The sequence below is a fragment of the Variovorax sp. LjRoot130 genome, assembly GCF_964253755.1.
In the GTDB taxonomy this organism is placed as follows: domain Bacteria; phylum Pseudomonadota; class Gammaproteobacteria; order Burkholderiales; family Burkholderiaceae_C; genus Variovorax.
Map to the genome: position 1 here is coordinate 4,207,888 of NZ_CAXURM020000001.1, position 24,731 is coordinate 4,232,618.

Consider the following 24,731-nt stretch of genomic DNA (forward strand, 5'->3'; position numbering starts at 1 on the left):
CTCGCTCGCCGATGGAGATCAGCGAAGCACTGCAAAGGTCCACTCTCTTGCGATAAGCGAGAGTCGGTTCACGGGACGAAGCACCAGCGGGCGGGCGAACTCACGCACCACTTCCCGCCGGGCTTCATCGCTCACGTACTCGACCGGCGACTTGCCGTCGATGCGGGCCAGCAGCAGGGCGGGCAGCAAGCGAGCGGCACGTTCTTCCAGATCCCCGCGCGGCTCCCAGCTGGCCTGCTCGAAGTAGGCATCGGTCAGCGCCGTGAAGGCCGCAAGCAGGGCCGCGCAACGGTCCGGACGGACGAGGCACTTCAGCATGAGGTGGTTCAGGCAGAAAGCGAGGTCGAAGGCGGGGTCTCCGTACCAGGCGCACTCCGCGTCGAGCAGCACGGGCCCGCGAGGGCCGACCAGGATGTTCTTCGGACTGACGTCGCCGTGCACAAGCGCGATGTGCAGCCCGGCCGTGCGCTCCGCCAGCTCCATCAGCCGAGCGGAGAGCGCCGGATGCCGGTGCGCCGTCGCGACGAAGTAGGGCTCGATACGCAGCGCCCGGAAGTTGTCCGTGGTGTCGAACGCGGCTGCGAGCTCGGCCTTTCCCGCACTTGCCGCATGCAGCTCGCCGAGAACATGCCCGACAGCACGCGCCGTGCTCGTCGAGACATCGCCGGCCATCAGTTGTTCTTTCCAGACCGGATGTTCTTCAGGTGCGAGAAAGGACATGGCGAAGAGGCCTGCCTCGGGATCATGGGCGAGCGGACGCGGCACGCTGTCGGGCGCGTGGCATGCCGCGAACTGCAACCATGCCCATTCGTACGCGTTGCGCGACACCGGGGCGTGCCAGTCTGCTGAAACCTTGAGCTTGGCAAGCGCGCGCTTGATGCAGAGCGATCGACCAGGGAGCTCGACGCGCCAGATATCGGACGACACCCCGCCCGCAAGCGAATGCCAACGCGCCGGTTCTTGCGGACTTGCAAGGCCCTGCGACACCAGGAATGCGCCGAGCGAAGATTCCGGACTGTTCACGCCGCGTCCGAAACCTGGGGAAGCACGACGTAGTTGCTGAAGCCGCCGTCGCGGTCCTTCAGGCCGGAGATGGCCTCGTTCACGCGCGAGAGCGGGAACGTTCGGTGCTCCAGGTACGACAGGTCGATCGTGCCCGTTCGGACCATCTCCGCCATCTCCTGGCCCTGTGCCGTCGTGAACCAGTTCGATCCGATCAACTGGATCTGTTCGTCCATCAGCCACTTCACGTCGATCGGCAGGTCTTCCGCCACGCCGCCCACATTGACCACCTTGCCGCCACGGCGCACACCCTTCATCGAGTCGAGCATGGTGGCTGCAGGCGCCTTCGCGCCCAATGCGCTGATGGTGAAGTCGACGCCCTCCCCGCCCGTGAGCGACTTGGCCCATTCGCCGCTGGACCCTTCGCCGAGCTTCATCACCTGGATGCGTTCGGGCGCAAGCGCCTTGATCCTGCTCAGCAGCCGTTCGTCGCGCCCGGTGCCGAGGATCTGCGACAGGCCCATGGCCAGCCCCAGCACCGTGGCTGCGACGCCCAGGGTGCCCGTGATGCCGTCGATCAGGGCGACTTGGCCGGGGCCTGCGCCCGCATTCTTCAGGGCGCCGTAGGAAGTTCCCAGATAGCCGAACCGCCCCGCCTGCTCGAAGCTCAGGTTGTCCGGAATGTTGACGATCGCGTACTCCGGCGCCGTCATGTATTGGCTGAAGCCGCCGTACGGATACAGGTCGAAGATGCGCTGGCCGTCCCGGCTCGTGCTGAAGTAGCCATTGAGGGTGAAGTAGCGGCAGTGGCTGCGCTGGCCGGCGCGGCATGCCTTGCAGGAGCCGCAGGAACGCAGCGGACTCACGTAGACGCGGTCCCCGGGCTTGGCATTGATCACGGCTTCGCCGACTTCTTCGATGACCCCCACCGGATCCAGCCCGAAGACCGCCGGAAACCGCGGCAAGGGCTGGTGAGGGAACCAGGTCGGCCAGTTGTTGATGACGTTGGCCATGTTGGGGACGATGCCGCACGCCATCACCTTCACCAGCACGTCCGTGGGACGGGGTTTGGGAATCGGGATCGTGTCGAGCGACATCGGGGTGGCGAGCGCGTGCAGCCTTGCTGCGATCATGGTTCTGTTCATATGGATCTCTTGCGTGAAGACCTCAGGGTGCGACGAATGCCGCCCCCGGAGGGCGAAACTTGGGCGGCCAGACGGTGACCCACTTGCCGTTCTGGGCCTGCTTGACCTTGGTGTCGGCCACGCCGCTGTTGAACCTGCCGTCGAAGCGACGCGTTCCCAGCACGGTGTTGACTGCATTGGCCCTGAGCCAGGCGGCCATGGCCTTGTCTTCGAGGCGGCCCACGGCGGTCGCTGCAGCCTCCAGGATCTGCCAGGCCGCGAACTCCGCTGCGGCCTGGTAGTCGACGTGCGGCCAAGACAGCCCTGCCGCCTTCGCACGTTCGCTGTAGGAAGCGACGAACTCGGCCGCCCCCGCGTTCTGCGTGAAGGGTGCGTGGTCCTCGAACCAGGTGAGCGTGGTCAGGCCGCCCGCCTGCGGATTCGACACGGTCGGCCCCGGCGCGGGAAATAGGTGGAACTGGCGCGCAGGCTGATAGTCGATGCGCTTCATGGCGTCGAGCAACTGCGTGGCCTCCAGTCCCAGCGCTCCCGACCACAGCAGGTCCGGCTTGGCGTCCTTGATGCGGGCCGCGATGCCGCCGAAGTCGCGCGTGCCGAACTCGTACTCGAGCGACAGCACGACCTTCAAACCCCGCCTGGCCGCGACCTCCTGTCCGCCTTTGGCGAGATCGAGGGCCGACGGAAACTTGCTTGTGACGAAGGCGATGGTTCTGGGCGGCGTGGCGGTACCGGCATAGGCGTCGAGCAGCACCTCGGTATCGGCCGTCCGCGGCTCCGGCCCCAGCGGAAGCGCGGGAAACTGCATGTCGTAAGGTGCCAGGCTCGGGTCGCCGAGGCTGCTTTGGATGAATAGCTTGCCGAAGCGCTGTGCCACGCCCATCGCCGCGATGATCGAGCTGGTGCCATAGGGCCCCATCAGCAGATCGACCTTTTCGGCCGTGATGAGGCGCTCGTACAAGGTGCGCGTGTTGGCTGGCTGCGACTGATCGTCCAGCAGCATCAACTCCAGCTTGCGCCCCAGCAATCCACCCCGTTTGTTCAGCGCGTCGACGAACACCTCGCCGGCGACCTTGTGGATGCCGCCCACCGGCGCGAGCGGTCCGGTGAGAGGCAGCGTGCCGCCGACGCGGATCGGCCCGACGCCGCCCTGCTGTGCGCGCGCCGGCAGGCCATGTGCGAGCGCCAGGCTGCCTGCGACTGCAAGAAAGGCGCGACGCTGCAATTGGGATTTCGTTGTGCTCATGGTTGTCTCCTTGAACGCGGATGAACGGCTTGGACGATGCCGGCGCGGTGTGCGGCGGGCTTCATCGGTATCCGTCTTCCAGCTCGATGGAGAGCGCTCCCATGATGCGAACGCCGGAGTTGTACCAGCCGATCGTGAGGACCAGCTCCACCTGCTCGCGCTCGGACAGGAAGGCGGCGGCCTTGCGCCACGTGGGCTCGCTCACATCGACGCGCAGGGTGGACTCGCGCGCCAGCGCCATGACGGCGCGTTCCTCTTCGTCGAAGAGCGGGGAGCTTTCGAATGCGGGCACGGCCCGGAGTTGTTCGGCACTGATGCCTGCCTTCAGTCCGTGAGACTGGTGATGTGCGATCTCGTACGCCGACGAGGTGCAGTGGCCGACGGTGAGGATCGCCAGTTCGCGCAGCTTCGGGCTCAGCTTGGAGCCGCGCAGCGTGTTGGCATAGGAGATGAACCCATCCAGGATCTGCGGAGCGTGCGCCAGCGCCCTGAAGATGTTGGCGGTGGGCACCTTGCGCTCACGTTCCAGCCTGTCGAACAGGGCCTGATCGGCGTCGGTGTCCGAACGTTGGAGATATTTGACTCGCGCCATGGCTTTGACCTTTCTCGTCTTTACTTCTGAGAGGAGAGCTTCAGCGCATAGCTCTCCAGCGTTTCGGGATTGGGTTTCTCGGCTGGTTCGATGAGGGAGGCACCCGCGAAGTCGGTCGCCTCGAAGTACCAGCGAGCCGGGGCCGGCAGTCCCCAGCGCACGTTGGTGCTCAGCGAAGCGGCCTCCCACCGGACGGGCTCGATCTCGATGTCGATCGTCTGGTAGTGGCTGTTGAACAGTTCCACGCGGTGGCCATCCGGATCCCGCAGATAGACGAACAGCATCCCGCCCGGCCCATGTCGGCCCGGCCCCCGCTCCACCGAAGCGGAGTAGCCGTAGTTGCCTGCCAGATCGCAGGCGGTAAAGATCTGGTGCGACTCCGGGACGGTGTAGGCGAAGTGGTGCAAGCGAGGCCCCTCGCCCTGCACGATCGCCAGATCGAGGCAGGTGCCCTTTCGGTACATGAAAGCGCCCAGCAGCTTGTCGCCATGGGCGATGTACTCGGAGTTTCGAAAGCCCAGCCGGCTGTAGAACTCGCACAGCGCATAGGTATCCGGCGCCAGCAGCTGATAGTGATCGAGACGCTGCGCATGCGCGCCGGTGAAGCTCTCGCGCTTGAGATACATCCGCGGCAGCGTCTTCATCTGGGCGCACAGCTCGATCCTGGTCCCGATCGGATCCTCTACGTGGAGCGTTCGCCCCTGGTGCGGAACATCGACCCATTCGGCAGAGAGTCCCTCGGCCCTGAAGAACTGGTAGGCGCTGTCGAGGTCTTCCTCGAAGAAGACGCGAAAGCCGATTCGCTTGCAGGTCTGCTCGCCGCGCGACTGCACCAGCACCAGGCTGTGATGGCAGGCTTCAGCCAAGCCTCGGAGGTAGCAAATGCCTGCGCCCTCCTCCGAGACGACGAGTCCGACGATGTTGACGTAGAAGTCCCGGCTCTTTGCGAGGTCCGAGACATGGAGGACGACGTGGCTGGCACGCGTGATGTTGAACGGCGGACGAAGGTTGACGGCGGGCAGCATAAAGGACCTCGCGGATGGGTTGTTGAAGAGGGATGGACTTGTTGCTCAGGCTTCGGCGCGCTGCGTTGACAGCGCTTGTGCCGTACGAAGCAGGCCGATTTCAGCGATCAGGTCGTCGATGGCTTCGAGCGCGAATGTCAGGCTCGCGGGGTCTGTCAGTCGCCCGCCTTCGATCTTTCCGTTGACGCCGGCGATCACGACCTGCGGTCTCGAGATGACGCGCGACAGGGTGCCACCCAGCGCTTCGCGCAGCTGGGCTTGCGCGCGCACGCCGCCGGTGAATGCCGGCGAGCTGGTCATGACCAGCACCGGCTTGCCTTTCAGCGGGGAAGCAAATGCCGGTCGCGACGCCCAGTCGATCGCGTTCTTCAGGACGCCCGGCATTCCGAAGTTGTACTCCGGGGAGCACATCACGACACCGTGGCTTGAATCGATCGCCGCCTTGAATTCCCGCACGGAGTCGGGAAGCCCGGGCCCGTCGAGGTCCTGGTTGTACAGGGGAATGCCGTCGAGCGGCAGCAGCGTCATCTCCACGCCCGATGGCAGCGATGCCTGGAGCGTGCGGAGAATGGACGTGTTGCTGGAAGCTTGTCGCAGGCTGCCCGAAATGCCTGCCAGCCGGATCGTATTCATGGGAATGACTGCCTTCTAGTGTGGCTTGCGCCGTGTTGATGGAACGAGGAACGGCAATGCGGACCACCCGCTGAACACCGCGTCGCGGCCCAGCGATTCCTCGATGCGCAGGACCTCGTTCCACTTGGCCATGCGCTCCGAGCGGGAGAACGAACCCACCTTGAGCTGGCCGGCGTCCCAGCCGACGCAGAGATGCGCGATGGTCACGTCCTCGGTTTCGCCCGAGCGCGCCGAAACGATGGTTCCAAAGCCCGCCTGCTTGCCGGCGGCCAGCGCCGCGTGCGTCTCGGTGATGGTGCCGGCCTGGTTGGGTTTGATCAGCACCGCGTTCGTGCATCCTTCGGCGGCGGAGGCCGCCACGCGGGCCGCGTTCGTCACGAGAAAATCGTCGCCGATGATCTGGCAGCGGGCGCCATAGGCTTCGGTGAACTGACGGAAACCCGCCGGGTCATCCTCGGCGAGCGGGTCCTCGATCGACAGGATCGGATACGCGTCGAGCCAAGCGCCGAGCATCGCGATCATTTCGCCGGTGTCGAGGCTGCGGCCATCGAGCGCAAGCGCGTAGCGCCCGTCGCGGCCGAATTCGGAGGCTGCGATGTCGAGGGAAATGCCGACCTGCTCGCCCGGGCGCAGGCCGGCATCGGCGATGGCCTGCATCAGCATGTCCAGCGCCTGTTCGTTGCAGTCGAAGGCTGGCCAGTAGCCTCCTTCGTCGGCGACCCCCTGGAGCTTGCCTGCCTTCTTCATCAGGGCGCCGGCGGCGCGGTAGATCTCCGCGGTCCATTCGAGCGCCTCGCTGAAGCTGCCGGCAGCGGGACACATCACCATGAAGTCCTGCACATCGACGCGCCGCGCTGCATGCGCGCCACCGCCAAAGATCTGCACTTCGGGCAGCGGCATGCGCACCGGCCGTTCGCCGGCGAGATAACGCCACAAGGGCTGCCCCGCCGCCGAAGCTGCGGCGTGCAGCACCGACATCGAGGTGGCCACGATCGCGTTGCCGCCCAGGCGGCTGCGGTCCGGGGTGCCGTCGAGTGTCACCAGACGCGCGTCGATTCCGGCCTGGTCGCGTGCATCGAGCCCAACGAGGGATGCCGCGATTTCCCGGATCGAGGTGAGCGCCTTCGTCACATCCAGGCCGCCGAAGCGCGTGCCGCCGTCACGCAACTCGAGCGCCTCGCCGCTGCCGGTGGAAGCGCCAGCGGGCGCGATGGCGCGAGCCACGGTTCCGCACGCCAGGGCGACCTCCGCCTCCACCGTCGGGCGTCCGCGCGAATCCCACACGCGCCGCCCGTGCAGCCGCGTGATTCTTGTATCAGTCATGAGAATGTCCTGTGTCGAATGGCGTGTTGTCCCGTGCCGCAGCCGAAGCCCCGATCAGCACGAAGGCGAGCGTCGCGCAGCGCTCGCTCTTGTTTCGCCACGCATGGCGGGTTCCGTTCTGAACCACCACGTCATGGCGCCGAAGATGTGCCGAGCGCCCCTCGTCGAGCTCGAGCCAGATCTCGCCGTCGAGCACGATGCCGTAGTCCACGGTCTCGGTGGTGTGCATGCCATCGGGTTCGAAGCGCTCGGCCAGCCCCGGGCTGATCGCCAGGTTTTCTGCGGCAGCGGCGGCCGGATCGAAGCCCGGCGCCGAGAACACGCTGTCCGGCGGGAAGGTGACGATCAGAAAGCGCGTCGCACCGGATGCCGGAACGATGTCGGCGACGGCTGGCGTCGGGTCCGCGCCGTCGAAAGGCAAGCCGGGCACCGGCGCGGTGGCCCACACGAGCCGGGACACCATGCCCGGAATGTGCTGGAAGGCGTTGGAACGCGGGACCGTCGTGTCGAGCGTCACCGCCGACGCGCCGCCCCCATCGTGCCCGGTGACGAGCCGGCGGACGGCAAGCGGCACCCCTTCGTCATGTGAGAAATCAGACGCCAAGATAGGCCTCCCGGATGCGAGGGTTGCTGAGCAGCGTGTCGGGTTTGCCCGAGGTCACGATCCGACCTTGCTCGATGACATAGGCGTGGTGCGCCATCTCGAGCGCCTTGTGGATGTTCTGCTCGACCAGCAGCACGGCGACGCCACGCTCGTTGATCGTGCGGATGATCCGGAACATGTCGTCGACCACAGCCGGCGAGAGGCCGAGCGAGGGTTCGTCCATCAGCAACAGCCGGGGGCGCGCCATGAGCGCGCGGCCGATCGCCACCATCTGCTGCTGCCCCCCGGACATCGAGCCGGCAATCTGGTGTCTCCGCTCCTTGAGGATCGGAAAGAGCGAGAACACCTTGTCGAGCGAGCCTTCCCCCGAGGCACGCGCTTCGGCGCGATAGCTGCCGAGCTCGAGATTCTCGAGAACGGTCATGTGGGTGAACAGGCGCCTTCCTTCCGGGACGATGGCGATGCCGTGGTCGCACACGCGATGGCCCGGAATCCGCGCGATGTCCGTGCCGTCGAGCCGGACCTCACCCTGCCTCGGGCGCAGGATGCCCGCGATGGCGTTGATCAGCGTGCTCTTGCCCGCGCCGTTCGGTCCGACCACCGCGACGATCTGGCCGGCGCCGATGTCGAGGGTCGCATCCCAGAGAGCCGGCGCATCGCCGTAGGACACGTGAAGGTTTCGCACTTCAAGCAGCATGGGCGGTCCCCAGGTAGGCGCCCACGACGCGGGGATCCTGCATCGTTTCACGCGGTGGCCCCAGGGCGAGCAGCGTCCCCTGGTCGAGCACCGCGATGCGATCGGCGAGAGCGACCACGGCGCGCATCAGGTGCTCGACGAAGACGATGGTCGTGCCGCCCGCCCTGATCTTCCGGATCATCGTGATGGCCTGGTCGACTTCGGTCGGCGTCAAGCCGCAAAGCACCTCGTCCAGCAGCAGAAGCCGTGGCCGAGCCGCCAGCGCGCGGGCGAATTCGACGAACTTGCGTTCATGCAGATTAAGCGCGGGCGGCAGCGCGTCTGCCTTGGCCTCCAGTCCAGTGAATGCAAGCCAGCGACGGGCCAGCGCGTCCGGACTGCTCTCCCCTGCCGTCTCGCGCGCACCACCGAAGAAGGCGCACAGCCGCACGTTCTCCAGCACCGTCAGGTGGTCGAAGAGGCGGGGAATCTGATAGGTGCGCGCGATGCCGCGGCGCGCGATCTCATGGGGTGCCAGGCCGTCGATGGCCGCGCCCGCAAGCTGGATGGAGCCGGAGGTGAGCGAGAAGTGCCCGCTGATCATGTTGATCAGCGTCGACTTGCCGGAGCCGTTCGGCCCGACAAGCGCCAGGATCTCCCCCTCGTAGACCTGCAGATGAACACCCTGCAGCGCCCGGATGCCACCGAAGGACTTTGTGACGCCGCGGCATATCAGCAGCGGCCGTCCGGTGGCAGTCTGGATTGCAGGCGACTTCATCACAACCACGTTGCGAAGCTCTTGCGCAGCCGCAGGCGCGGCGTCCTTCCGGCGCACCAGACGACCCAGCAGGCTGGGGGCGATCCCTCGGGGCAGGACCAGAATCACCACCACGAGCGCGAGCGCGACGCCGGCACGACCCAGTTCGGCGTGCCCGCCGCCGATGAAGATGCTCAACGCGACGGTGATCAAGGTGGCGCCGATGGCGGGCCCGGCCCAATGACGGGCGCCACCGAGGATGCTCATGAGCACGACGTACAGCGGCACGGTGATCGAGAAGGTCTCCCCGACGGTGACGTAGCCCACGTAAGCGGCCTGGATCGCCCCCGCCGCACCGGCAATCGCCGAGGAGATGGCAAAGGCGATGAGCTTGTAGTGCAAGGTCGGCACGCCCTTGACTTCCGCCACGTCCTCGTCGTCATGGATCGCCAGCAGACCCGCCCCCAGGCGCGAGCGAAGGACCCGGCGCGAAACGGCGAGCGCGGCAAGCGCAAGCGCGAGCCCCAGGAGATAGATGGCGCCGGGTACCGTCGTGCCGAACTGCGGGACGGAGACGTTGCTCAGGTAGATCCCGCCGCCGCCGTCGAGCGGCGTGTTGGAGATGATCGCGGCCAGCACGAAGGTGACGGAGAGCGTCAGCAGCGCGAAGAACTCGGCGCGCAGGGTCTTGATGCGGAACACCACGAGCCCGATGCCGAGCGCCAGCGCGGCCGCGATCGCCGCCGCCGCGGGAACTGTCAGCAGAAAGGGCACGCCCCATTTGCCGGCCAGCGTGGCCGTCGTATAGACGCCGGCACCGAAGAATGCCGCGTGGCCGAAACTCCAGTACCCCGAATAGCCGCTCAAGATTCCCCAGCTCGTGGCGAGCGCAATCCAGAAGAAAACGACATAGAGGTACGACAGGTAGAAGTCGGCGACGCCCGAGTAGGGAAGCGCGACCAGAAGCGCGACGGCCGCAACTGCCGCCGTCCGGGCAGGCTGTCGGGTCAGAGCCATTTGGGCCTCCACAGCAGGAGGACGATCAGGATCGAGAAAGCGACCAGCGGCGCCCAGGCGGGATTGACCGCCGCCATGGTGACCGACTCGGACACGCCGATCAGACAGCCGGCGGCAAGAGCGCCGAGCGGCCTGGCCAGCCCGCCGATGATCACGACCGCAAAGACGACGCCGATCCAGGCCTCTATCTGAGAGGGCGCGAGCGTCGAGGTCAGCGCGATGAACACACCGGCGACGCCGGCCGAGGCGGCGCACAGGCCGGCAAGAAGGTACGACAGCCGCCTGGCGTTGATGCCGAAGGCTGCCGCGATAGCGCCATCGTGGGCGGCGGCGCGCAATGCCTTGCCGAGCAAGGTCCGGTTCAGCCCTGCCCACGCGGCGACTGCAAGGAGCGCCGCGCAAGCGAAGGCGGCGAGCTCGGGCACGGGCACGAACACTGCTCCGATCCGCAGCGATTCCTGGGCGTAGCCGGACTCGAACTTCCGGAAGTCCGCAGACCAGATCCATTGAATCAGGGACTCGATCAGGATCGTGATCCCGAAGGTGACCAGCATCGACGCGAACTCGCTGACCTGAAAGCGCACGAAGAGCGCGTGCAAGGCGAGCCCGGCGACGAAGAACGCAGGCACCACGACGAGCGCCGACAACCACGGCGCAATGCCGAACTGCGTTCCCAGCTGATAGGTGAGGTAGGCACCCAGGAAGGCCAAGGCGAAGTGGCTCAGGTTCACCAGGCGCAGCAAGCCCCAGCTCAAGCTGAGTCCGAGCGCGAGCAACCCGTAGATGCCACCGAGCAACAAGCCGCCGATGGCCGATTGTGCGAGCAGCGTCAGGCTCATGATGCGCGCGCGCCCGACTCGGGATCCCGTCCGGGCGATGCGGCGCCGACAGGGGCGAACCGCAGATGGTGTCCAACTTTGCTCATGAGCGAATGTCTCCTTGCTTGTGCTAACGTTTGCGCATATTCTTGCAAACGCGCAATCGGCTTGTCAACGATCTTTCGAAAATTATTACTTGTAGATAGCCTTCGTTGACAATCAATGCCTCTCAGGCTAACGTTAGCACTAGATATCGGTCTCAACGGAAGAAAACGGAACCACACCCATGCACATCGCCAGATACGCGTTGGACGAATGCGTCCACTACGGAGTCATCGAGAACGAGACAACGATCGTTCGACTGGAGGGTTCGCCGCTTGACGGCCTGAAGCGCAGCGGGGCCATCGATGCGCTTGCGGCTGTGTGCCTTCTCGCCCCCATCGAGCGGCCGCGCGTGTTCGGGCTCGGCTACAACTACACCGCGCATTCGAACGAGGTCGGGAAGGCGGTTCCTCAGTTGCCCGTGCTGTTCATGAAGCCGAGCACGACGGTCATTGGTCCGAACGAGTCGATCGTCTACCCCGACGATGGACAGAACATCCACTTCGAGGGCGAGCTCACTGTCGTCATCGGCAAACAAGCGCGCCACGTGTCCCCGGCGAATGCGCTGGACCATGTGCTCGGCTACACCTGCGGCAACGACGTGAGCGATCGGGTGCTGCAGCGCCGCGAAAGCGAATTCGGCTGCCTGCTGGCAGGCAAGGGTTATGACACCTTCGCGCCGATGGGGCCGGTGATCGCCACCGCACTGGACCCTTCCAGGCTCGGAATCATCACGCGGGTCAACGGCGCCGTGCGCCAGGACGGCACGACCGCGGATCTTCTCTTCTCGGTGCCTGCCATCGTCTCCTACCTCAGCAGGTACATGACCCTGCTGCCGGGCGACATGATCATGACCGGCACCCCCGCGGGCGTCGGCCCGATCCAGGTGGGCGACACCATCGAAGTCGAGATCGAGGGCATTGGCATCCTGCGCAACGATGTCGTGGCGGAGGATCGCGGCAACGCGCCGCGTTCGTAGCGAACGGCCGGTCCCGCGGTCGGACAGGAGCTGGTTCGGCCTCGTCATTGCCGTCACACAACGCCGGAGGATGACTCAGCGCACCTTGTCCGCGATCCAGCGCAGGATGAAGTCAGCCACCTCTAGGTTGTTCTTGTCCTGCATCATCATGTGCGAGTTGCCTTTGATGCCCACGTCGGGAAGCCGCACCAGGCTCGCCCTGCCTGCCTCGAGGCGATTGATCCGCTCGACCACGGCCTTGCGTGCCTCGTAGCGAGGCTGGCCCGTGAACACGGGAGCGTCGAGATGGTCGCCGAACAGTTCCAGCACGGGGACACCTCTGTAGGCCGCGATCTGCGCGTCGGTGGGAACGACCGACTGCGCACCCTCGATGTTGACGACCGCCTTGACCAGGGCGGGACGCAGACCGACCAAGGCATCGGCAAAGGGCCCCGCCAGCGAGTGCACCACGACGATCGCGGGCCCGATATCGTCCAGCAGCGCCGCGAGCGCCTGCGGGGCCGTGCCCATGCCACCTCCCTCGAGCATGGCCTCGGCAAAAGGCACGCCCTGGGAAGCGAATCGCGGGAACGCCTCGACCGGGAACTGGGTATCCGGATACGCCGTTCCGTGCGAAGGCCCGAAGCGAAAGAGAGGCCAGGCAAGTTCGGCAGTCACCATCAACACACTGGCGGGCAGCCCCGAGACGCTTCCCTCGGCCTTGGCCTCGTTGATGGCTGTCGAGTTGAAGCCGGAGCGTCCGCGCCCGGGCGTGTCGACGACGTAGACGGCATGACCCTTGCGCACGAGGTAGGTTGCCCACCCCTCCCGTCCGTCGGGAGTGGTCTCGTAGCTCATGCCGGTCAGCCCACCGCCATGCACCAGCACGATGGGGATGGCGCTGGTTCTGCTTGCGGGGACGCGGTAGTGCACGTACATCTGGTTGACGGTCACCGTCCCTGGGCGAACCGGACCGGCAGGCGAAACCCCCGCATGTTTGGAAGTGACTGCCTTCCCATTGACGAAGAACATTCCTTCGTCGGCCAGGTTCAGGGGCCCGCCGATCGAGGCCGCGGCGGCGGCCCCGATGCTCCCGCATCCGACCACAAGCGCGCAGGCCGCGGCGGCGATCTTTCCGGACATGTGAAGCATGAAGAGTCTCCGTCGTGTTCGTGGTAGTCCACGAATTAGAGGTCTTCGAATGCGACGCGTCCAACGAGGAAAGCAAATGAACTCATTGGGTCCGCTCATTGACGAGCCGTGCGCCGGCCAGGGTTGTTCAACGATCGCGCACGGTTGCGCCACAGACCTCCGCCACGAGCGAGCGGAACCATTGATGAGCAGGGTGAGCATGCAGGCGCTCGTGCCAGATCAACTTGTACAGGAGCTTCTCCACTTCGAACGGCAGGTCCCGTGTCACAAATTTGTTCTTGACCATGAGCTTGCGAGACTGGTCATGGAGAAGGTCGTTGGGAATGCAGACCAGCAAGTCACTGTCGGCCACGATCCGCAGTGCGTCGGCGAAGCGGTTGACGACCGCGACCACGCTGCGGCCGCGGCCATGCAGGCTGAGCCAGCTGTCGACGATGCCCATGTCCTGGCCCGACGGCGATACAAGCACATGCCGCGCTTCGGCAAACGCATCCAGAGACATCGCGCGACCGAGTTCGTGCCCTCGCCTCATGACGCAGACGTAGTGGTCCGCGCGAAGACTGTGCACGTGGACGCTGTGGGGCAGCGTTGGAAACATCCCGACTGCGCAGTCCAGCGTGCCGAGTTCGATCGCCTCGAGTGAACTGGCATTCGTGTGGCGGGAGAACACGACGCGTCCGAAAGGTGAGGCTTCGCTCAGCTTCAGCGTGATGCCGGAGACCGCCTGGGATGCAAGGCTGTCGGTCACCGCGATGCGAAAGGTGGTGGAGTCCGCACGAGGATCGAAGTGCTGCGGCGCGATCGAGGCGCGCAAGACGGCAAGCGACCGATGGATCTCAGGCCACATCGCCATCATCCGCGCCGTCGGCCGAACGCCATCGGGGACCTTGATGAACAAATCGTCGTTGGTCAGTCGGCGGGCGCGACGAAGCGCGTTGCTGACGGCGGGCTGGGTCATCGCGAGACTGGCCGCTGCGCGCGTGACGTTGCGTTCGAGCATGACGGCTTCCAAGATGGAAACCAGATTGAGATCCAGCCGCACGTTATTCACTGGAATGATGACGATACCGGCGAATTCTAAATTGGACGCGTGCATCCATGCGGGTGAAGATGCGTGCAAGAAATACGGCGGACGCTGAAAGCGCGATATTGCATGATCAGGCTGGCTACTTACTCTCCATTGTTTATGTCGCTGCTCGCTGGAACCGTCATGGCCGCCGAACCGGTCATGGCACCCACGGGCCAGCTGCGAGCTGCATACATCGTCGCCAACCTGGCGCAGGCGCGCCGCGATCCCGCCACCGGCGTCGTCTCGGGCGTGGTGGCCGATCTCACCCGTGAGCTGGGTCGCAGAGCGGGCGTGCCGACGGCCATTGCACCTCTCGCGACGGCGGCTGATGTCCTGGAAGCAGTGCGAAGCGGATCGGCCGACATCGGATTCGTAGCCCCGAATCCGCAGCGAAAGGGCACGGCGCTCTACTCCCAGACGTACATGCTGGTGCAACAGAGTGCACTGGTGCGCGCCGACTCGAAGATGCAGTCGGTCCGGGACCTGGACGGTGCCACACAAGCAGTTGGCGTGAACACGGACGACAGTGTGGGCGTATGGCTGCAAGAGCGGCTGGGCGCCGCGCGTGTTCGTGCAACGCCCGACTACACGCTGCGAGAGGCCGTCCAATGGCTCACGGACGGAAGCGTGATTGCCTTTGCCGGCAACCGGCAGCGACTGGCAGCCAATACGCGAGACGCATCGGGACTTCGGCTGCTGCCCGACAACTTCTATGGCGTACCGCAAGCGATCGCAGTTCCTCTAGACCGCAGTGATCGACTGAAGTGGATCAACGCGGCGCTGGACGACCTGCGCGCGAGCGGCTTCCTGGCGGATTCGGTGTTGCGCAGCGGCGTGGATGGACTCGACGTCGCACCGGCCGAGCCGCGCGGCCGCACAACCCGATAGGACGCGCAATGGCAGAACGAAAGCTCACTGGAAAGATCGCGCCCGAGCGCATCCTCATGACGGCGCTCCCGAGACCCGATCCAGATCTGATCGCCGGCTTCCTCTCGCTGGGCGACGCAAGCGGCATCCTGTCGGACATCATGGACGAACTCGGCATCACGGGCGTGCTGCCCGCCAGCTGGTTCAGGCCGACGATGGCAGGCGCGTGCATCGTCGGCCCTGCATTGACAGTGCGCAACATCGCGTTGCGCGAGCACCCGTATGAAGCTGCCCGCGCAAAGGTCAACGGGATGGCCGAGTTCGAAGCGCACAACCTGGCCGAGTCGGGCGATGTCATCGTGATTGACGGCGTGGCGGGTGTGTCGAACATGGGCGGCATCTCGGCGCAGACCGGGAAGCGCCAGGGCGAGGCTGGCGCGATCGTCAGCGGCGGCATCCGCGACGTGCCGCACTCGCGAAACGTCGGCTACCCGGTGTGGGCCACCGAAGTGACGCCGATGACAGGCAAGTGGCGCATCGAGACGGTCGAGATCAACGGCGACGTGAACATCGGCGGCGTTCGCGTTTCTCCGGGGGACATCGCATTCGCCGACGACACCGGCGTCTGCTTCATTCCTCGAGCCAGGGCGCGCGAAGTGCTGGAACTCGCCCTGAAGAAGGCCGCCGCCGAGGAGCGCAAATGCCGGCTCATCGACGAAGGCCTCCCCGTCGCGGACCTGCCGACGAACGCCTGAAGCGGATCACCCATGAACATCGCCATCCTCGACGACTACGCAGACGTTGTCCGCAAGCTGGACTGCTTCAGCCTGATCGCGGACAAGGCCGTCACCATCTACACCGACTACGTGAGCGACCTCGATGTGCTCGCCGATCGGCTCCAGGACGCGGAAGCGATCGTGCTGCTGCGCGAGAGAACGCCGGTCGGCGAGGCGCTGCTGCAACGCCTGCCGAAGCTCAAGCTGATCAGCCAGAACGGCCATGTTCCGCACATCGACCTTGCGGCATGCACGCGTCATGGCGTGCTCGTCAGTGCGACCTTGACGTCGCGGCCCTCCTACGCGGCAGCGGAGCTGACATGGGGCTTGATGATTGCGGCCCTGCGCCACATTCCGTTTGAAGTCGAAGCGCTGAAGCAGGGGCGCTGGCAGAGCACGATAGGACGGGGGCTGCGGGGCCGCACGCTGGGCATCCTCGGCTACGGCCGCATCGGAAAAGTGATCGCCGGCTACGCCAAGGCTTTCGAGATGCCGGTGCTCGTGTGGGGGCGCGAAGGCAGCCGCATCGCGGCCGAGGGCGATGGGCTCGCGATGGCAAGAGACCGCGCCGACTTCTTCCAGCGCTGCGACGTGATCTCGCTGCACTTGCGGCTCAACGACGACACGCGCGGGAGAGTCACGGCCGACGACCTGGCACGCATGAAACCCACATCGCTGCTGGTCAACACCAGCCGTGCGGAACTGATCGACCCTGGCGCGCTGGTGGCTGCATTGAAGGCAGGCAGGCCGGGGATGGCGGCGGTCGACGTGCTGGACCACGAACCAGTCCTCGGCGCCGCCGACCCGTTGCTATCGCTTCCCAATGCAGTGTGCACCCCGCACATCGGCTACGTCGAGATCGACAATCACGAGATCGCCTACGGGAACGCGTTTCGGCAAATCCTGGCCTTCGAGGCCGGCGAGCCGATCGCCGTTCACAACCCCGAGGTGCTGCGCACACTCCGGGCCTGATCGACCGGATGCTCGCCGTACGGCCGAATTGATTGGGAGACATACACATGTGCTCATGGCGCTTCTGCGCTTTCGTAGCGTTTGCCTTGTCGAGCCTCATCCCTGGGTTTGCCGTTGCGCAGCCCTATCCGAACAAGCCCGTCAAGATCGTCGTGCCGTTCACGCCAGGCGGCAGTCCCGACGTGCTCGCCCGCACCGTGGCGCAGAAGCTCCAGGAAATCTGGGGACAGCCGGTGATCGTGGAGAACCAGCCGGGCGCCGGCGGGGCGATTGCGGCCAAGGCCGTGGCGCACGCGCCCGCGGACGGCTACACCTGGCTGGTAGCCCCGAACAGCGTGCTGGTCTTCGCGCCGTTGCTCGGCGCGGTCCCTTACGACCCCGTCAAGGACTTCGCCCCCTTTGGTCTTGCGATCTCCGTGCAGAACCTGCTCGTGGTCCATCCGGCACTGCCGGCCAAGAACGTCAAGGAATTGTTGGCGCTTGCGAAGGCGCGGCCGGGACAACTCACCTACGCCTCCGGCGGACCGGGTTCGCCGCAGAACTTCTCGCTCGAGTTGCTCAAGAGCATGAGCGGAACATCGATCCAGCACGTTCCCTACAAGGGCGCACAGGCCGCGCTGCCGGACCTGCTCGCGGGGCGCGTGGATCTGTTCCTTGGCCAGGCGAATGCGTTGCTGCCGCATATCGAGTCCGGGCGCCTGCGGCTGCTTGCCGGTACGGGCGCAACGCGCTATGCGTCGCTGCCGCAGCTGCCGACGGTGGGCGAAGCCCTGCCCGGTTTTTCCGTCGACATCTGGGCGGGTTTCGTCGCGCCGGCGAAGACGCCTGCGGATGTGATCCGCAAGGCGAATGCCGATGTCATGCGCGTCCTCGCCATGCCGGACGTCCAGGCAGTGCTTGCCAAGCAAGGAATCGAGGTTCGTTCGAGCACGCCGGAAGCGATGGCGACCGTCATCGAATCCGATCTGAGAAGCTGGGCCCGGGTGGTCAAAGAGGCGAACATCAAGGCCGAGTAATAGGCGCCGCAGTGCGGTGCCGGTGCGGCGCGTTCAATGAGGAGAATCGAGATGAATCTGAATCTGCAAGGCAAGGTGGTCCTGGTGACGGGCGGCAGCAAAGGCATCGGCTTGGCATGCGCGCGGGCCTTTGCGGCCGAGGGCGCGCGCGTGGCGATCGCTTCGCGAAGCGAGGAGAACCTGCGCGCCGCCGCTGCCGAACTGGCCAGGGAAGGCTTCGACGTACTTTGCGCCGTGGCGGACTTCATCGACCCGCGCAGCGCCTTCGCGGCAGTCGCGCAGGTGGAAGAGGCGCTCGGCCCGATCGACGTGCTGGTCAACTCGGCCGGCGGCGCAAAGCGCGTCGTGCCGGCGGAACTGAACGCGCAGGCCTGGCGAACCGCGATGGACGCCAAATACTTCAGCTACGTGCACGCGATGGACGCGGCGCTGAAGTCGATGGTCGCGCGGCGCGCGGGATCGATCGTCAACATCATCGGAACGGGTGGCAAGGTCGCGAGCGCGATGCACCTGCCGGGCGGGGCGGCCAATGCGGCCTTGATGCTGGTATCCGCGGGCCTGGCCAACGCATGGGGCGGTCACGGCATTCGCGTGAACGCCATCAATCCGGGGGCGACCTATACCGACCGCGTGAAGAACTCGCTCGAGACGGAATCGCGTCTGACCGGCAAGCCCGAGGAAGAACTGCTGAAGGCCAACGAAGCCCGAATCCCGTTGGGTCGCTACGCGCATCCTCAGGAGATTGCCAACGCGGCCGTCTTTCTCGCATCGGACTGTGCCAGCTATGTGACGGGGGCGCTCATCACGATGGACGGCGCTCTGACGCCGATGGTGGTCTAGCAAGTATTCAGTGGCACAGAGCCGACAGGAGCAAGCGGTCGTCAGCTTGTTATGCCGCGCTTGCGCGCACGGTAGGCCAGTTGGGGACGCGTGACGCCCAGCACACGCGCTGCCGCGGAGAGGTTGCCCCCGCATTGTTCCAGCGCACGGCGTATCAGCGCCTCTTCCGCTTGCCCCAATGAACTGGAGCCGGCGCGGTCTGGCACGGCGTGGCCTGCAGGCGTGGCCTGCGGGGTCGGGGCACCGGCAGCGCCCACGCCCGCCAAGTGGCCATCCGGTCGTACCGACAGCACGTTCTTGTCCAGCGTCTCGCCGCTTGTGAACAGGTGGTGAACTTCGAGCAGGCCGCCCTCGGGGGCGACGATCAAGGCGCGCTCGATCAGGTTTTGCAGTTCGCGGATGTTGCCGGGGTAGTCGTAGTTCAGAAGCGCCTTGACAGCGGCTTGCGTGAAGCCAGTGACCTGCCGGTCGTGCTTGCGGCCGTAGTGCTGCAGAAAATGGCTCATCAAGAGAGGCACGTCATCGCGTCGCTCGCGCAGCGGCGGCAGGTGAATGGGAAAGACATTGAGCCGGAAGAACAGGTCGTCGCGAAACTTGCCCTCGCGCACAGCCTGGCGCAGATCGACGTTGGTGGCCGCGATGACGCGCGTGTCCACCTGTACGCTGCGCGTGCCACCCACGCGCTCGACTTCGCCCTCCTGCAGCGTGCGCAGTAGTTTGCCCTGGGCCGCGTAGCTCAGCGTGCCGATCTCGTCCAGAAACAGTGTGCCGCCGTGGGCGCGCTCGAAGCGTCCCGGCCGCGCCGCGCCGGCGCCGGTGTAAGCGCCGCGCTCCACTCCGAACAGCTCGGACTCGATCAGCGTCTCCGGAATGGCCGCGCAATTCACCGCGACGAAGGGCTTGTCGCGCCGCGGGCTGATGCTATGCAGCATGCTGGCGAACTTTTCCTTGCCGACGCCGGACTCACCGGTAAAAAGCACAGTGGCTGTGGTCGGCGCAACGCGATGCAACAGGTGGCAGGCCGCGTTGAAAGCCGATGACGCGCCCACCATCGCGTCGCTTTTGCGCGGCGGCGTGGGCAACTCCGCGGCCTGCGGCGCCGCGTCGCCGTACTGCGACACTCCGACGAAGTCGCGCGCGCGCAGGTAGCGCATGTCTTCTTCCACATCGTCCCAGCGCTCCGCCGATTTTCCGATCACGCGGCACTGGCTCTCGCCCATCGAGCGACAGGCGACTTCACGGAACACCACCAGCCGCCCGAACAGGGTGCTGACGTAGCCGGTGGCATAGCCCACCTGCATCCAGCAGGCCGGCGAGCCGCCGATGCCGTAGGCCGCGATGTGCTCGTCGTCTTCGCTCGAGTGGTGCCAGACGAATTCGCCCTCGTAGTCCGAGGTCTCGGGGTCATAGCGCGCGTGCACCAGCTCGACCTTCACCAGGCCTTCCAGGGCATGCAGGCGGGTGCCGGCCATCGCGGCCGCGGCCGGCTCGGCCTCGGGCCAATGTTCGCGCACCAGCCGCGCGTCGCGCGCGCCGCTGACGTAGCCCGCGCGCGTGAACAGGCCGCGGGCCTTCTCCTGGCCCAGGCTGTCGATCAGCTCGCGCCGCAGGGAGCCCAGCGCCTCGGTATGCAGAAGCACCATGCGCTGATCCTGCAGCCAGATGCGGCCGTCACCGGGCGAAAAGAACAGGCATTCGCTGATGTCGGCAATCGTCGGGTGCTCTTCGCTGCTCACATGCGAGGCCTCGAAGCGGCTCATCGCACGCGCCACTTCGGCGCCGTCGAAACGGCCCAGCGCGGCGCCGGTGGCGCGCGCCACCTCGGCCAGCGAGATCCGCTCCGGGACCGGTGAGGCAGTGGCTTTGGTCAATTTCGAGCTCATCGTTTGGTGAAACGCGTGACCGATTTTTCATCATTTGATGAAAGCGCTGATCAGGGTAAACCAGTTATTCAAGATAACTATCAAGACTCCGGGAATTCCCCTAATCCTCAAATGAAAAACAGCGTCGCGCAGCGGCGTCGGCCCACCCCGCCGCGGCGCCGCTGGTATGCCCGTTGCGAAAAGAAGGCAGTGCCGCGGGCATTTCCACCCGCGGCCAGCCGATCAACTTTTTTCGCAAGGGGTGAGTCATGGGTGTTTCGGAGAAGCCGGCGTTCCTGGACGCGGCGGCCTGGACCGGCAAGGTGTTCAACGGCGGGTGGGTCGCATCCGCAGGCGGTGTGCGCGACGTCGTCGAGCCGGCCACGGGCAAGGTGATGGCGGCCGTCGGCATCGCCGACGCGCAGGACGTGGGGCTGGCCACGGCCGCCGCGGCGCAAGCGCAGAAAAGCTGGACGCAGGTTGCGCCGCGTGAGAAGGCCGCGGTGTTCCAACGGGCCGCGGCGTTGTTCCAGCAGCACTTCGACGAGCTGGCGCTCTATGTCGCCCGAGAGAGCGGCGCCATCCTGCCCAAAGGACAGCATGAGGTGCGCGAGGCCATCACCCTGTGCCATCTGGCGGCGGCCATGCCCCTGCAGGCGCAGGGGCAGATCCTGCCGAGCGCGAGCGGCACCACCAGCCTGGCGCGGCGCGTGCCGCGTGGCGTGGTGGGCGTGATCTCGCCCTTCAACTTTCCGCTCATCCTCACCATTCGCGCCGTGGCGCCGGCCCTCGCGGCCGGTAACGGCGTGGTGATCAAGCCCGACTCGCGCACGCCGGTGAGCGGCGGCTTCATGATCGCCCGCGTGTTCGAAGCGGCAGGCCTGCCCGCCGGCCTGCTGCAGGTGCTGCCCGGTGACGCCGCCGCCGGTGAAGCCCTGGTGACCGATGCGCACGTGCCGATGATCGCTTTCACCGGCTCGCCCGCCGTGGGCCGGCGCATCGGCGAACTGGCGGGGCGTCATCTGAAGAAGGTCACGCTGGAGCTGGGCGGCGCCAACTCGCTGATCATTCTGGAAGACGCCGACCTCGACATCGCGGCCAGCAATGCCGCCTGGGGCGCCTACCTGCATCAGGGGCAGATCTGCATGGCGACCAATCGCATCATCGTGCACGAGAGCATCGCCGCTGCCTTGACCCAGCGGCTGGTCGCGAAGGCCCAGCACCTGCCGGTGGGCGACGGCGCCAGCGGCCAGGTGGCCCTGGGGCCGCTGATCGACGCCAGGCAGCGCGACCGCGTGCACGCCATCGTGCAGGACAGCATCGCGGCCGGCGCGCAGTTGCTGGCCGGCGGCAGCAGCGACGGCCTGTTCTACAAACCCACGGTGCTGGCGGGCGTGAGGGCCGGCATGCGCGTGTACGACGAAGAGGTGTTCGGCCCCGTCGCCAACATCATCACCTTCAAGACCGACGACGAGGCCGTGGCCCTGGCCAACAACCACCAGGGCAGCCTGGCCTCGGCGGTGATCTCGCCCTCGATCGGACGGGCCATGGCGATTGCCGCGCAGTTGAACTCCGGCATGGTCCACATCAACGACCAGACCGTCAACGACGAGTGCGTCAACCCCTTCGGCGGCCCTGGCATCGCCGGCAACGGCAGCAGCGTGGGCGGCCCGGCCGACTGGGAGGAATACACCCAGTGGCAGTGGCTGACCATCAAGCAGGCGCCGCATCCCTATCCGTTCTGAGTGTTATCGACTGAACCCCCGAGGAGACATTTCATGCAGCTTCAAGGAAAGACCATCGTCGTCACCGGCGTGTCGTCGGGCATTGGCGCCGAGGTGGTACGCGTCGCGCGCTTTGCCGGCGCCCGCGTCATCGGCATGGACCGCAACGACCCCAGCCTCACGCTCGACGGCTTCGTCAAGGCCGACTTGAGTTCTGTCGCCGCCATCGATGCGGCTGTGGCGCAATTGCCCGATCGCTTCGACGCGCTGTGCAACATCGCCGGTGTGCCCGGCACGGCGCCAGTCGAGCTGGTCGCCGACATCAACTACCTGGGGCTGCGCCATCTGACTGAACAGGCGCTGCCACGCATCCCGCGTGGTGGTTCCATCGTCAACGTGGCCTCCATCCTCGGCGCCGAATGGCCGCAGCGATTGGAGCCGCACAAGGCCCTCGCCGCCGCGCAAGGCTTCGAGGCCGGCGCCCATTGGCTGCGCGACCACCCCGTGCCGCAGGAGACCTGCTACCAGTACTTCAAGGAAGCGCTGATCGTCTGGAGCGCCACGCAGTCGCAGAAATGGTTTCTGGAACACGGCGTGCGCATGAACTGCGTCGCGCCCGGTCCGGTGTTCACGCCGATCCTGGGCGACTTCGTGAGCATGCTCGGCCAGGAGCGGGTGCAGGCCGATGCGCACCGCATGCTGCGCCCCGGCTTCACCGACGAGATCGCGCCGGTGATCGCGTGGCTGTGCTGCGACCAAGCGCGCTGGATCAGCGGCGCCAACATCCCGGTCGACGGCGGACTGGCATCGACCTACATCTGAGCCGCAATCCACACAACAAATAGAGAGACGAGGAGACACGATGACATCTGCATTCATTCCCTTCCGCCCGCGAGCGCTGGTCCTGGCAATCTCCCTGGCTTGCGCCTTGCCGGCGCTGTCGATGGAACTGGAGTCCAGCGACCCCGACGCCAAGATCCGGCTGGACTTCACGCCCAAGTACAGCCTGGCATCTCGGCTGAAGGAGCCTTCGGCCGTGCTGACCTCGCCCGCGGCGCGGGGCGACGGCGGCGTGACCAACGAGAACGATGGCGACGCCAACTTCAGGAAAGGCGTGGTCTCCAACCGCTTCGATCTGCTGACCGAGTTCGACTTCAACCACCGCAACTGGGGCGTGCGCCTGAGTCACGCGGCCTGGTACGACTCCAAGTACCTGGGCACCAACGCCAACGACGGCTCGCTGGGCGTGAGCAACCAGCTGGGCCAGGCGGCCAACGAGTTCATTCCCGCTACGCGAAGCCAGCACGGCCGGGGCCAACAGTTCCTCGATGCATTCGTCTATGCCAAGGGATCGCTCGGCGACATGCCCGCCTCCATTCGCGTGGGCAAGCACGCGCTGCAATACGGCGAGAGCCTGTTCTTCGGCCAGAACGGCATTGCAGCGGCGCAAGGGCCGGTGGACATCGCCAAGATTGCCTCGGTGCCCAACTGGCAGTTCAAGGAAGTGTTGCTGCCGGTGGAGCAGATCTCCGGCACGCTGCAGGTGGCCGAAGGCGTGACGCTGGGCGGCTACTACCAGCTCAAGTGGCGGCCCAGCAAGATCCCCGGGGTCGGCAGCTACTTCTCCAATCAGGACTACATCGGCGGCGGCCGCGTGTACTTCGGCCCGCCGCTGCCGCCGGTGCTGGTCACCGACGACAGCAAGAACCAAACGCCCGGCAACAACGGCCAGTTCGGCGCGCAGTTGCGCTGGTCGCCGACCGGCAGTGCCTTCGAGTACGGCGTCTATGCGGCGCGCTACAACGACAAGACGCCGGCCGTGCCGGTGTTCGACCTGATCAACGGCAACGCGCACACCGTTTACGCCAAGGGCATCAAGACCGTGGGCGCCAGCGTCACGTCGTCGATCGGCCAGCTGAACTGGGCGCTCGAAGGCTCGATGCGCGCCGACGCGCCGCTCACCAGCGACCCGGCCGTGCTGGGCGGCGCGCCCTTCATGCCGCCGGTCAATTGCGATGGTACGGCGGCGAACCCGTGCTATGCCATCGGCAAGACGGCCCACCTGAACCTGTCGGGCATTTACGTGCTGAAGAAGTCCGGCCTGTGGGACGGCGGCGTGGTGCTGGCCGAGCTGGCGTGGAACCGCGTGATGAGCGTCACCAAGAACCCGGGCACGACCGGCTTCGGCGGGCTGGACCCCAACACCACGCGTTCGGCCGCCGCCTTCCGCATGATCTTCGAGCCGCAGTACTTCCAGGTGCTGCCCGGCCTGGACCTGTCGATCCCGATGGGCCTGGGCTACAACTTCGGCGGCCGCTCCTCGGCGATCTTCAACTTCGCGGGCGGCGCCACCAATGCGGGCGATGTGACCCTCGGCATCAAGGGCAAGTACCAGAACACCTGGAACATCGGCCTGAGCTACACCGCCTTCTTCGGCAGCGAGAACACCTTCACGGTCGCCGACGCGCGCACGCCCACGCGCATGTTGTCCTATGGCCAGACGCTGAAGGACCGCAACTACCTGTCGTTCACCGTCTCCCGCACTTTCTGAAAAAAAC

General features: G+C 66.0%; 23 protein-coding genes. 9 read left to right on the forward strand and 14 right to left on the reverse strand.

Annotated elements, in window-relative coordinates; all coding sequences use genetic code 11:
* Positions 1–18: 18 nt before the first annotated feature.
* The 11 genes from ACSQ86_RS21045 to ACSQ86_RS21095 all read right to left on the reverse strand — a co-directional run bounded on the left by ACSQ86_RS21045 (position 19) and on the right by ACSQ86_RS21095 (position 10,856).
* Positions 19–987, reverse strand: a complete 969-nt coding sequence (locus ACSQ86_RS21045) for a phosphotransferase family protein (RefSeq protein WP_436309533.1) — start codon at positions 985–987, stop codon at positions 19–21.
* Between the two features lie 32 nt (positions 988–1,019).
* Positions 1,020–2,147 carry an alcohol dehydrogenase catalytic domain-containing protein gene (locus ACSQ86_RS21050; RefSeq protein WP_093102794.1) on the reverse strand — a complete coding sequence of 376 codons (1,128 nt, stop codon included), beginning with the start codon at positions 2,145–2,147 and terminating at the stop codon, positions 1,020–1,022.
* Between the two features lie 22 nt (positions 2,148–2,169).
* Entirely contained in the window at positions 2,170–3,390 is a 1,221-nt protein-coding gene (locus ACSQ86_RS21055) for an amino acid ABC transporter substrate-binding protein (protein ID WP_436304916.1), read from the reverse strand.
* A gap of 61 nt (positions 3,391–3,451) precedes the next feature.
* Positions 3,452–3,982, reverse strand: a complete 531-nt coding sequence (locus tag ACSQ86_RS21060; RefSeq protein WP_093102792.1) for a carboxymuconolactone decarboxylase family protein — start codon at positions 3,980–3,982, stop codon at positions 3,452–3,454.
* 20 nt (positions 3,983–4,002) lie between these two features.
* Complete coding sequence (locus ACSQ86_RS21065; RefSeq protein WP_093102791.1) at positions 4,003–5,007, reverse strand: VOC family protein; 1,005 nt, start codon at positions 5,005–5,007, stop codon at positions 4,003–4,005.
* Positions 5,008–5,052: 45 nt separating this feature from the next.
* Positions 5,053–5,640, reverse strand: a complete 588-nt coding sequence (locus ACSQ86_RS21070) for an NADPH-dependent FMN reductase (RefSeq protein WP_436304917.1) — start codon at positions 5,638–5,640, stop codon at positions 5,053–5,055.
* A gap of 15 nt (positions 5,641–5,655) precedes the next feature.
* Entirely contained in the window at positions 5,656–6,963 is a 1,308-nt protein-coding gene (gene eno, locus ACSQ86_RS21075) for a phosphopyruvate hydratase (protein ID WP_436304918.1), read from the reverse strand.
* Complete coding sequence (locus ACSQ86_RS21080) at positions 6,956–7,567, reverse strand: cupin domain-containing protein (RefSeq protein ID WP_436304919.1); 612 nt, start codon at positions 7,565–7,567, stop codon at positions 6,956–6,958. Before ACSQ86_RS21080 ends, eno begins: the two co-directional genes overlap by 8 nt.
* Positions 7,557–8,264 carry an ABC transporter ATP-binding protein gene (locus ACSQ86_RS21085; RefSeq protein WP_093102785.1) on the reverse strand — a complete coding sequence of 236 codons (708 nt, stop codon included), beginning with the start codon at positions 8,262–8,264 and terminating at the stop codon, positions 7,557–7,559. The genes ACSQ86_RS21080 and ACSQ86_RS21085 overlap by 11 nt, the downstream gene beginning before the upstream one ends.
* A complete protein-coding gene (locus tag ACSQ86_RS21090) occupies positions 8,254–10,017 on the reverse strand; it encodes a branched-chain amino acid ABC transporter ATP-binding protein/permease (protein ID WP_436309534.1) in 1,764 nt (587 codons plus the stop codon). Before ACSQ86_RS21090 ends, ACSQ86_RS21085 begins: the two co-directional genes overlap by 11 nt.
* Positions 10,008–10,856 (reverse strand): branched-chain amino acid ABC transporter permease, encoded by an 849-nt coding sequence (locus tag ACSQ86_RS21095; protein WP_093102782.1) that lies wholly within the window; start codon positions 10,854–10,856, stop codon positions 10,008–10,010. The genes ACSQ86_RS21090 and ACSQ86_RS21095 overlap by 10 nt, the downstream gene beginning before the upstream one ends.
* 265 nt (positions 10,857–11,121) lie before the next feature.
* On the opposite strand from ACSQ86_RS21095, the gene ACSQ86_RS21100 reads away from it, so the two are divergent.
* The gene (locus ACSQ86_RS21100) at positions 11,122–11,916 is read left to right on the forward strand and encodes a fumarylacetoacetate hydrolase family protein (protein ID WP_436309535.1); all 795 of its coding nucleotides are present in this window, start codon (positions 11,122–11,124) and stop codon (positions 11,914–11,916) included.
* Positions 11,917–11,991: 75 nt separating this feature from the next.
* On the opposite strand, the gene ACSQ86_RS21105 is transcribed toward ACSQ86_RS21100, so the two are convergent.
* Together ACSQ86_RS21105 and ACSQ86_RS21110 are read right to left on the reverse strand one after the other, a co-directional pair.
* Positions 11,992–13,047, reverse strand: a complete 1,056-nt coding sequence (locus ACSQ86_RS21105; protein WP_436309536.1) for a lysophospholipase — start codon at positions 13,045–13,047, stop codon at positions 11,992–11,994.
* A 127-nt stretch (positions 13,048–13,174) separates the two neighbouring features.
* Positions 13,175–14,143 carry a LysR family transcriptional regulator gene (locus tag ACSQ86_RS21110; RefSeq protein WP_436309537.1) on the reverse strand — a complete coding sequence of 323 codons (969 nt, stop codon included), beginning with the start codon at positions 14,141–14,143 and terminating at the stop codon, positions 13,175–13,177.
* Positions 14,144–14,257: 114 nt separating this feature from the next.
* Here ACSQ86_RS21110 and ACSQ86_RS21115 point away from each other — a divergent pair, with 114 nt between their 5' ends.
* The 5 genes from ACSQ86_RS21115 (at position 14,258) to ACSQ86_RS21135 (ending at position 18,587) form a co-directional block, all read left to right on the forward strand.
* Positions 14,258–15,004, forward strand: a complete 747-nt coding sequence (locus ACSQ86_RS21115) for a transporter substrate-binding domain-containing protein (RefSeq protein WP_436304924.1) — start codon at positions 14,258–14,260, stop codon at positions 15,002–15,004.
* An 8-nt stretch (positions 15,005–15,012) separates the two neighbouring features.
* Positions 15,013–15,738, forward strand: coding sequence for an RraA family protein (locus ACSQ86_RS21120; protein WP_436309538.1), 726 nt, complete (start codon positions 15,013–15,015; stop codon positions 15,736–15,738).
* 12 nt (positions 15,739–15,750) lie between these two features.
* Entirely contained in the window at positions 15,751–16,731 is a 981-nt protein-coding gene (locus tag ACSQ86_RS21125; RefSeq protein ID WP_436304926.1) for a D-2-hydroxyacid dehydrogenase family protein, read from the forward strand.
* 86 nt (positions 16,732–16,817) lie between these two features.
* Positions 16,818–17,747 (forward strand): Bug family tripartite tricarboxylate transporter substrate binding protein, encoded by a 930-nt coding sequence (locus ACSQ86_RS21130; RefSeq protein WP_436309539.1) that lies wholly within the window; start codon positions 16,818–16,820, stop codon positions 17,745–17,747.
* Positions 17,748–17,798: 51 nt separating this feature from the next.
* The gene (locus ACSQ86_RS21135; protein WP_093102767.1) at positions 17,799–18,587 is read left to right on the forward strand and encodes an SDR family oxidoreductase; all 789 of its coding nucleotides are present in this window, start codon (positions 17,799–17,801) and stop codon (positions 18,585–18,587) included.
* Between the two features lie 41 nt (positions 18,588–18,628).
* Here ACSQ86_RS21135 and ACSQ86_RS21140 read toward each other — a convergent pair whose 3' ends face one another.
* Entirely contained in the window at positions 18,629–20,458 is a 1,830-nt protein-coding gene (locus ACSQ86_RS21140; RefSeq protein ID WP_436304928.1) for a sigma 54-interacting transcriptional regulator, read from the reverse strand.
* A 260-nt stretch (positions 20,459–20,718) separates the two neighbouring features.
* Between ACSQ86_RS21140 and ACSQ86_RS21145 the strand changes: the two genes are divergently transcribed.
* Genes ACSQ86_RS21145 through ACSQ86_RS21155 form a run of 3 tightly spaced genes read left to right on the forward strand, consistent with a single transcriptional unit; the run spans position 20,719 to position 24,724 of the window.
* On the forward strand, positions 20,719–22,194 hold the full coding sequence (locus ACSQ86_RS21145; RefSeq protein WP_436304929.1) for a benzaldehyde dehydrogenase: 1,476 nt from the start codon (positions 20,719–20,721) through the stop codon (positions 22,192–22,194).
* 33 nt (positions 22,195–22,227) lie between these two features.
* Entirely contained in the window at positions 22,228–22,995 is a 768-nt protein-coding gene (locus tag ACSQ86_RS21150; protein WP_436309540.1) for a coniferyl-alcohol dehydrogenase, read from the forward strand.
* A gap of 40 nt (positions 22,996–23,035) precedes the next feature.
* Positions 23,036–24,724, forward strand: coding sequence for a DUF1302 domain-containing protein (locus ACSQ86_RS21155; RefSeq protein ID WP_436309541.1), 1,689 nt, complete (start codon positions 23,036–23,038; stop codon positions 24,722–24,724).
* The last annotated feature ends 7 nt before the right edge of the window (positions 24,725–24,731 follow it).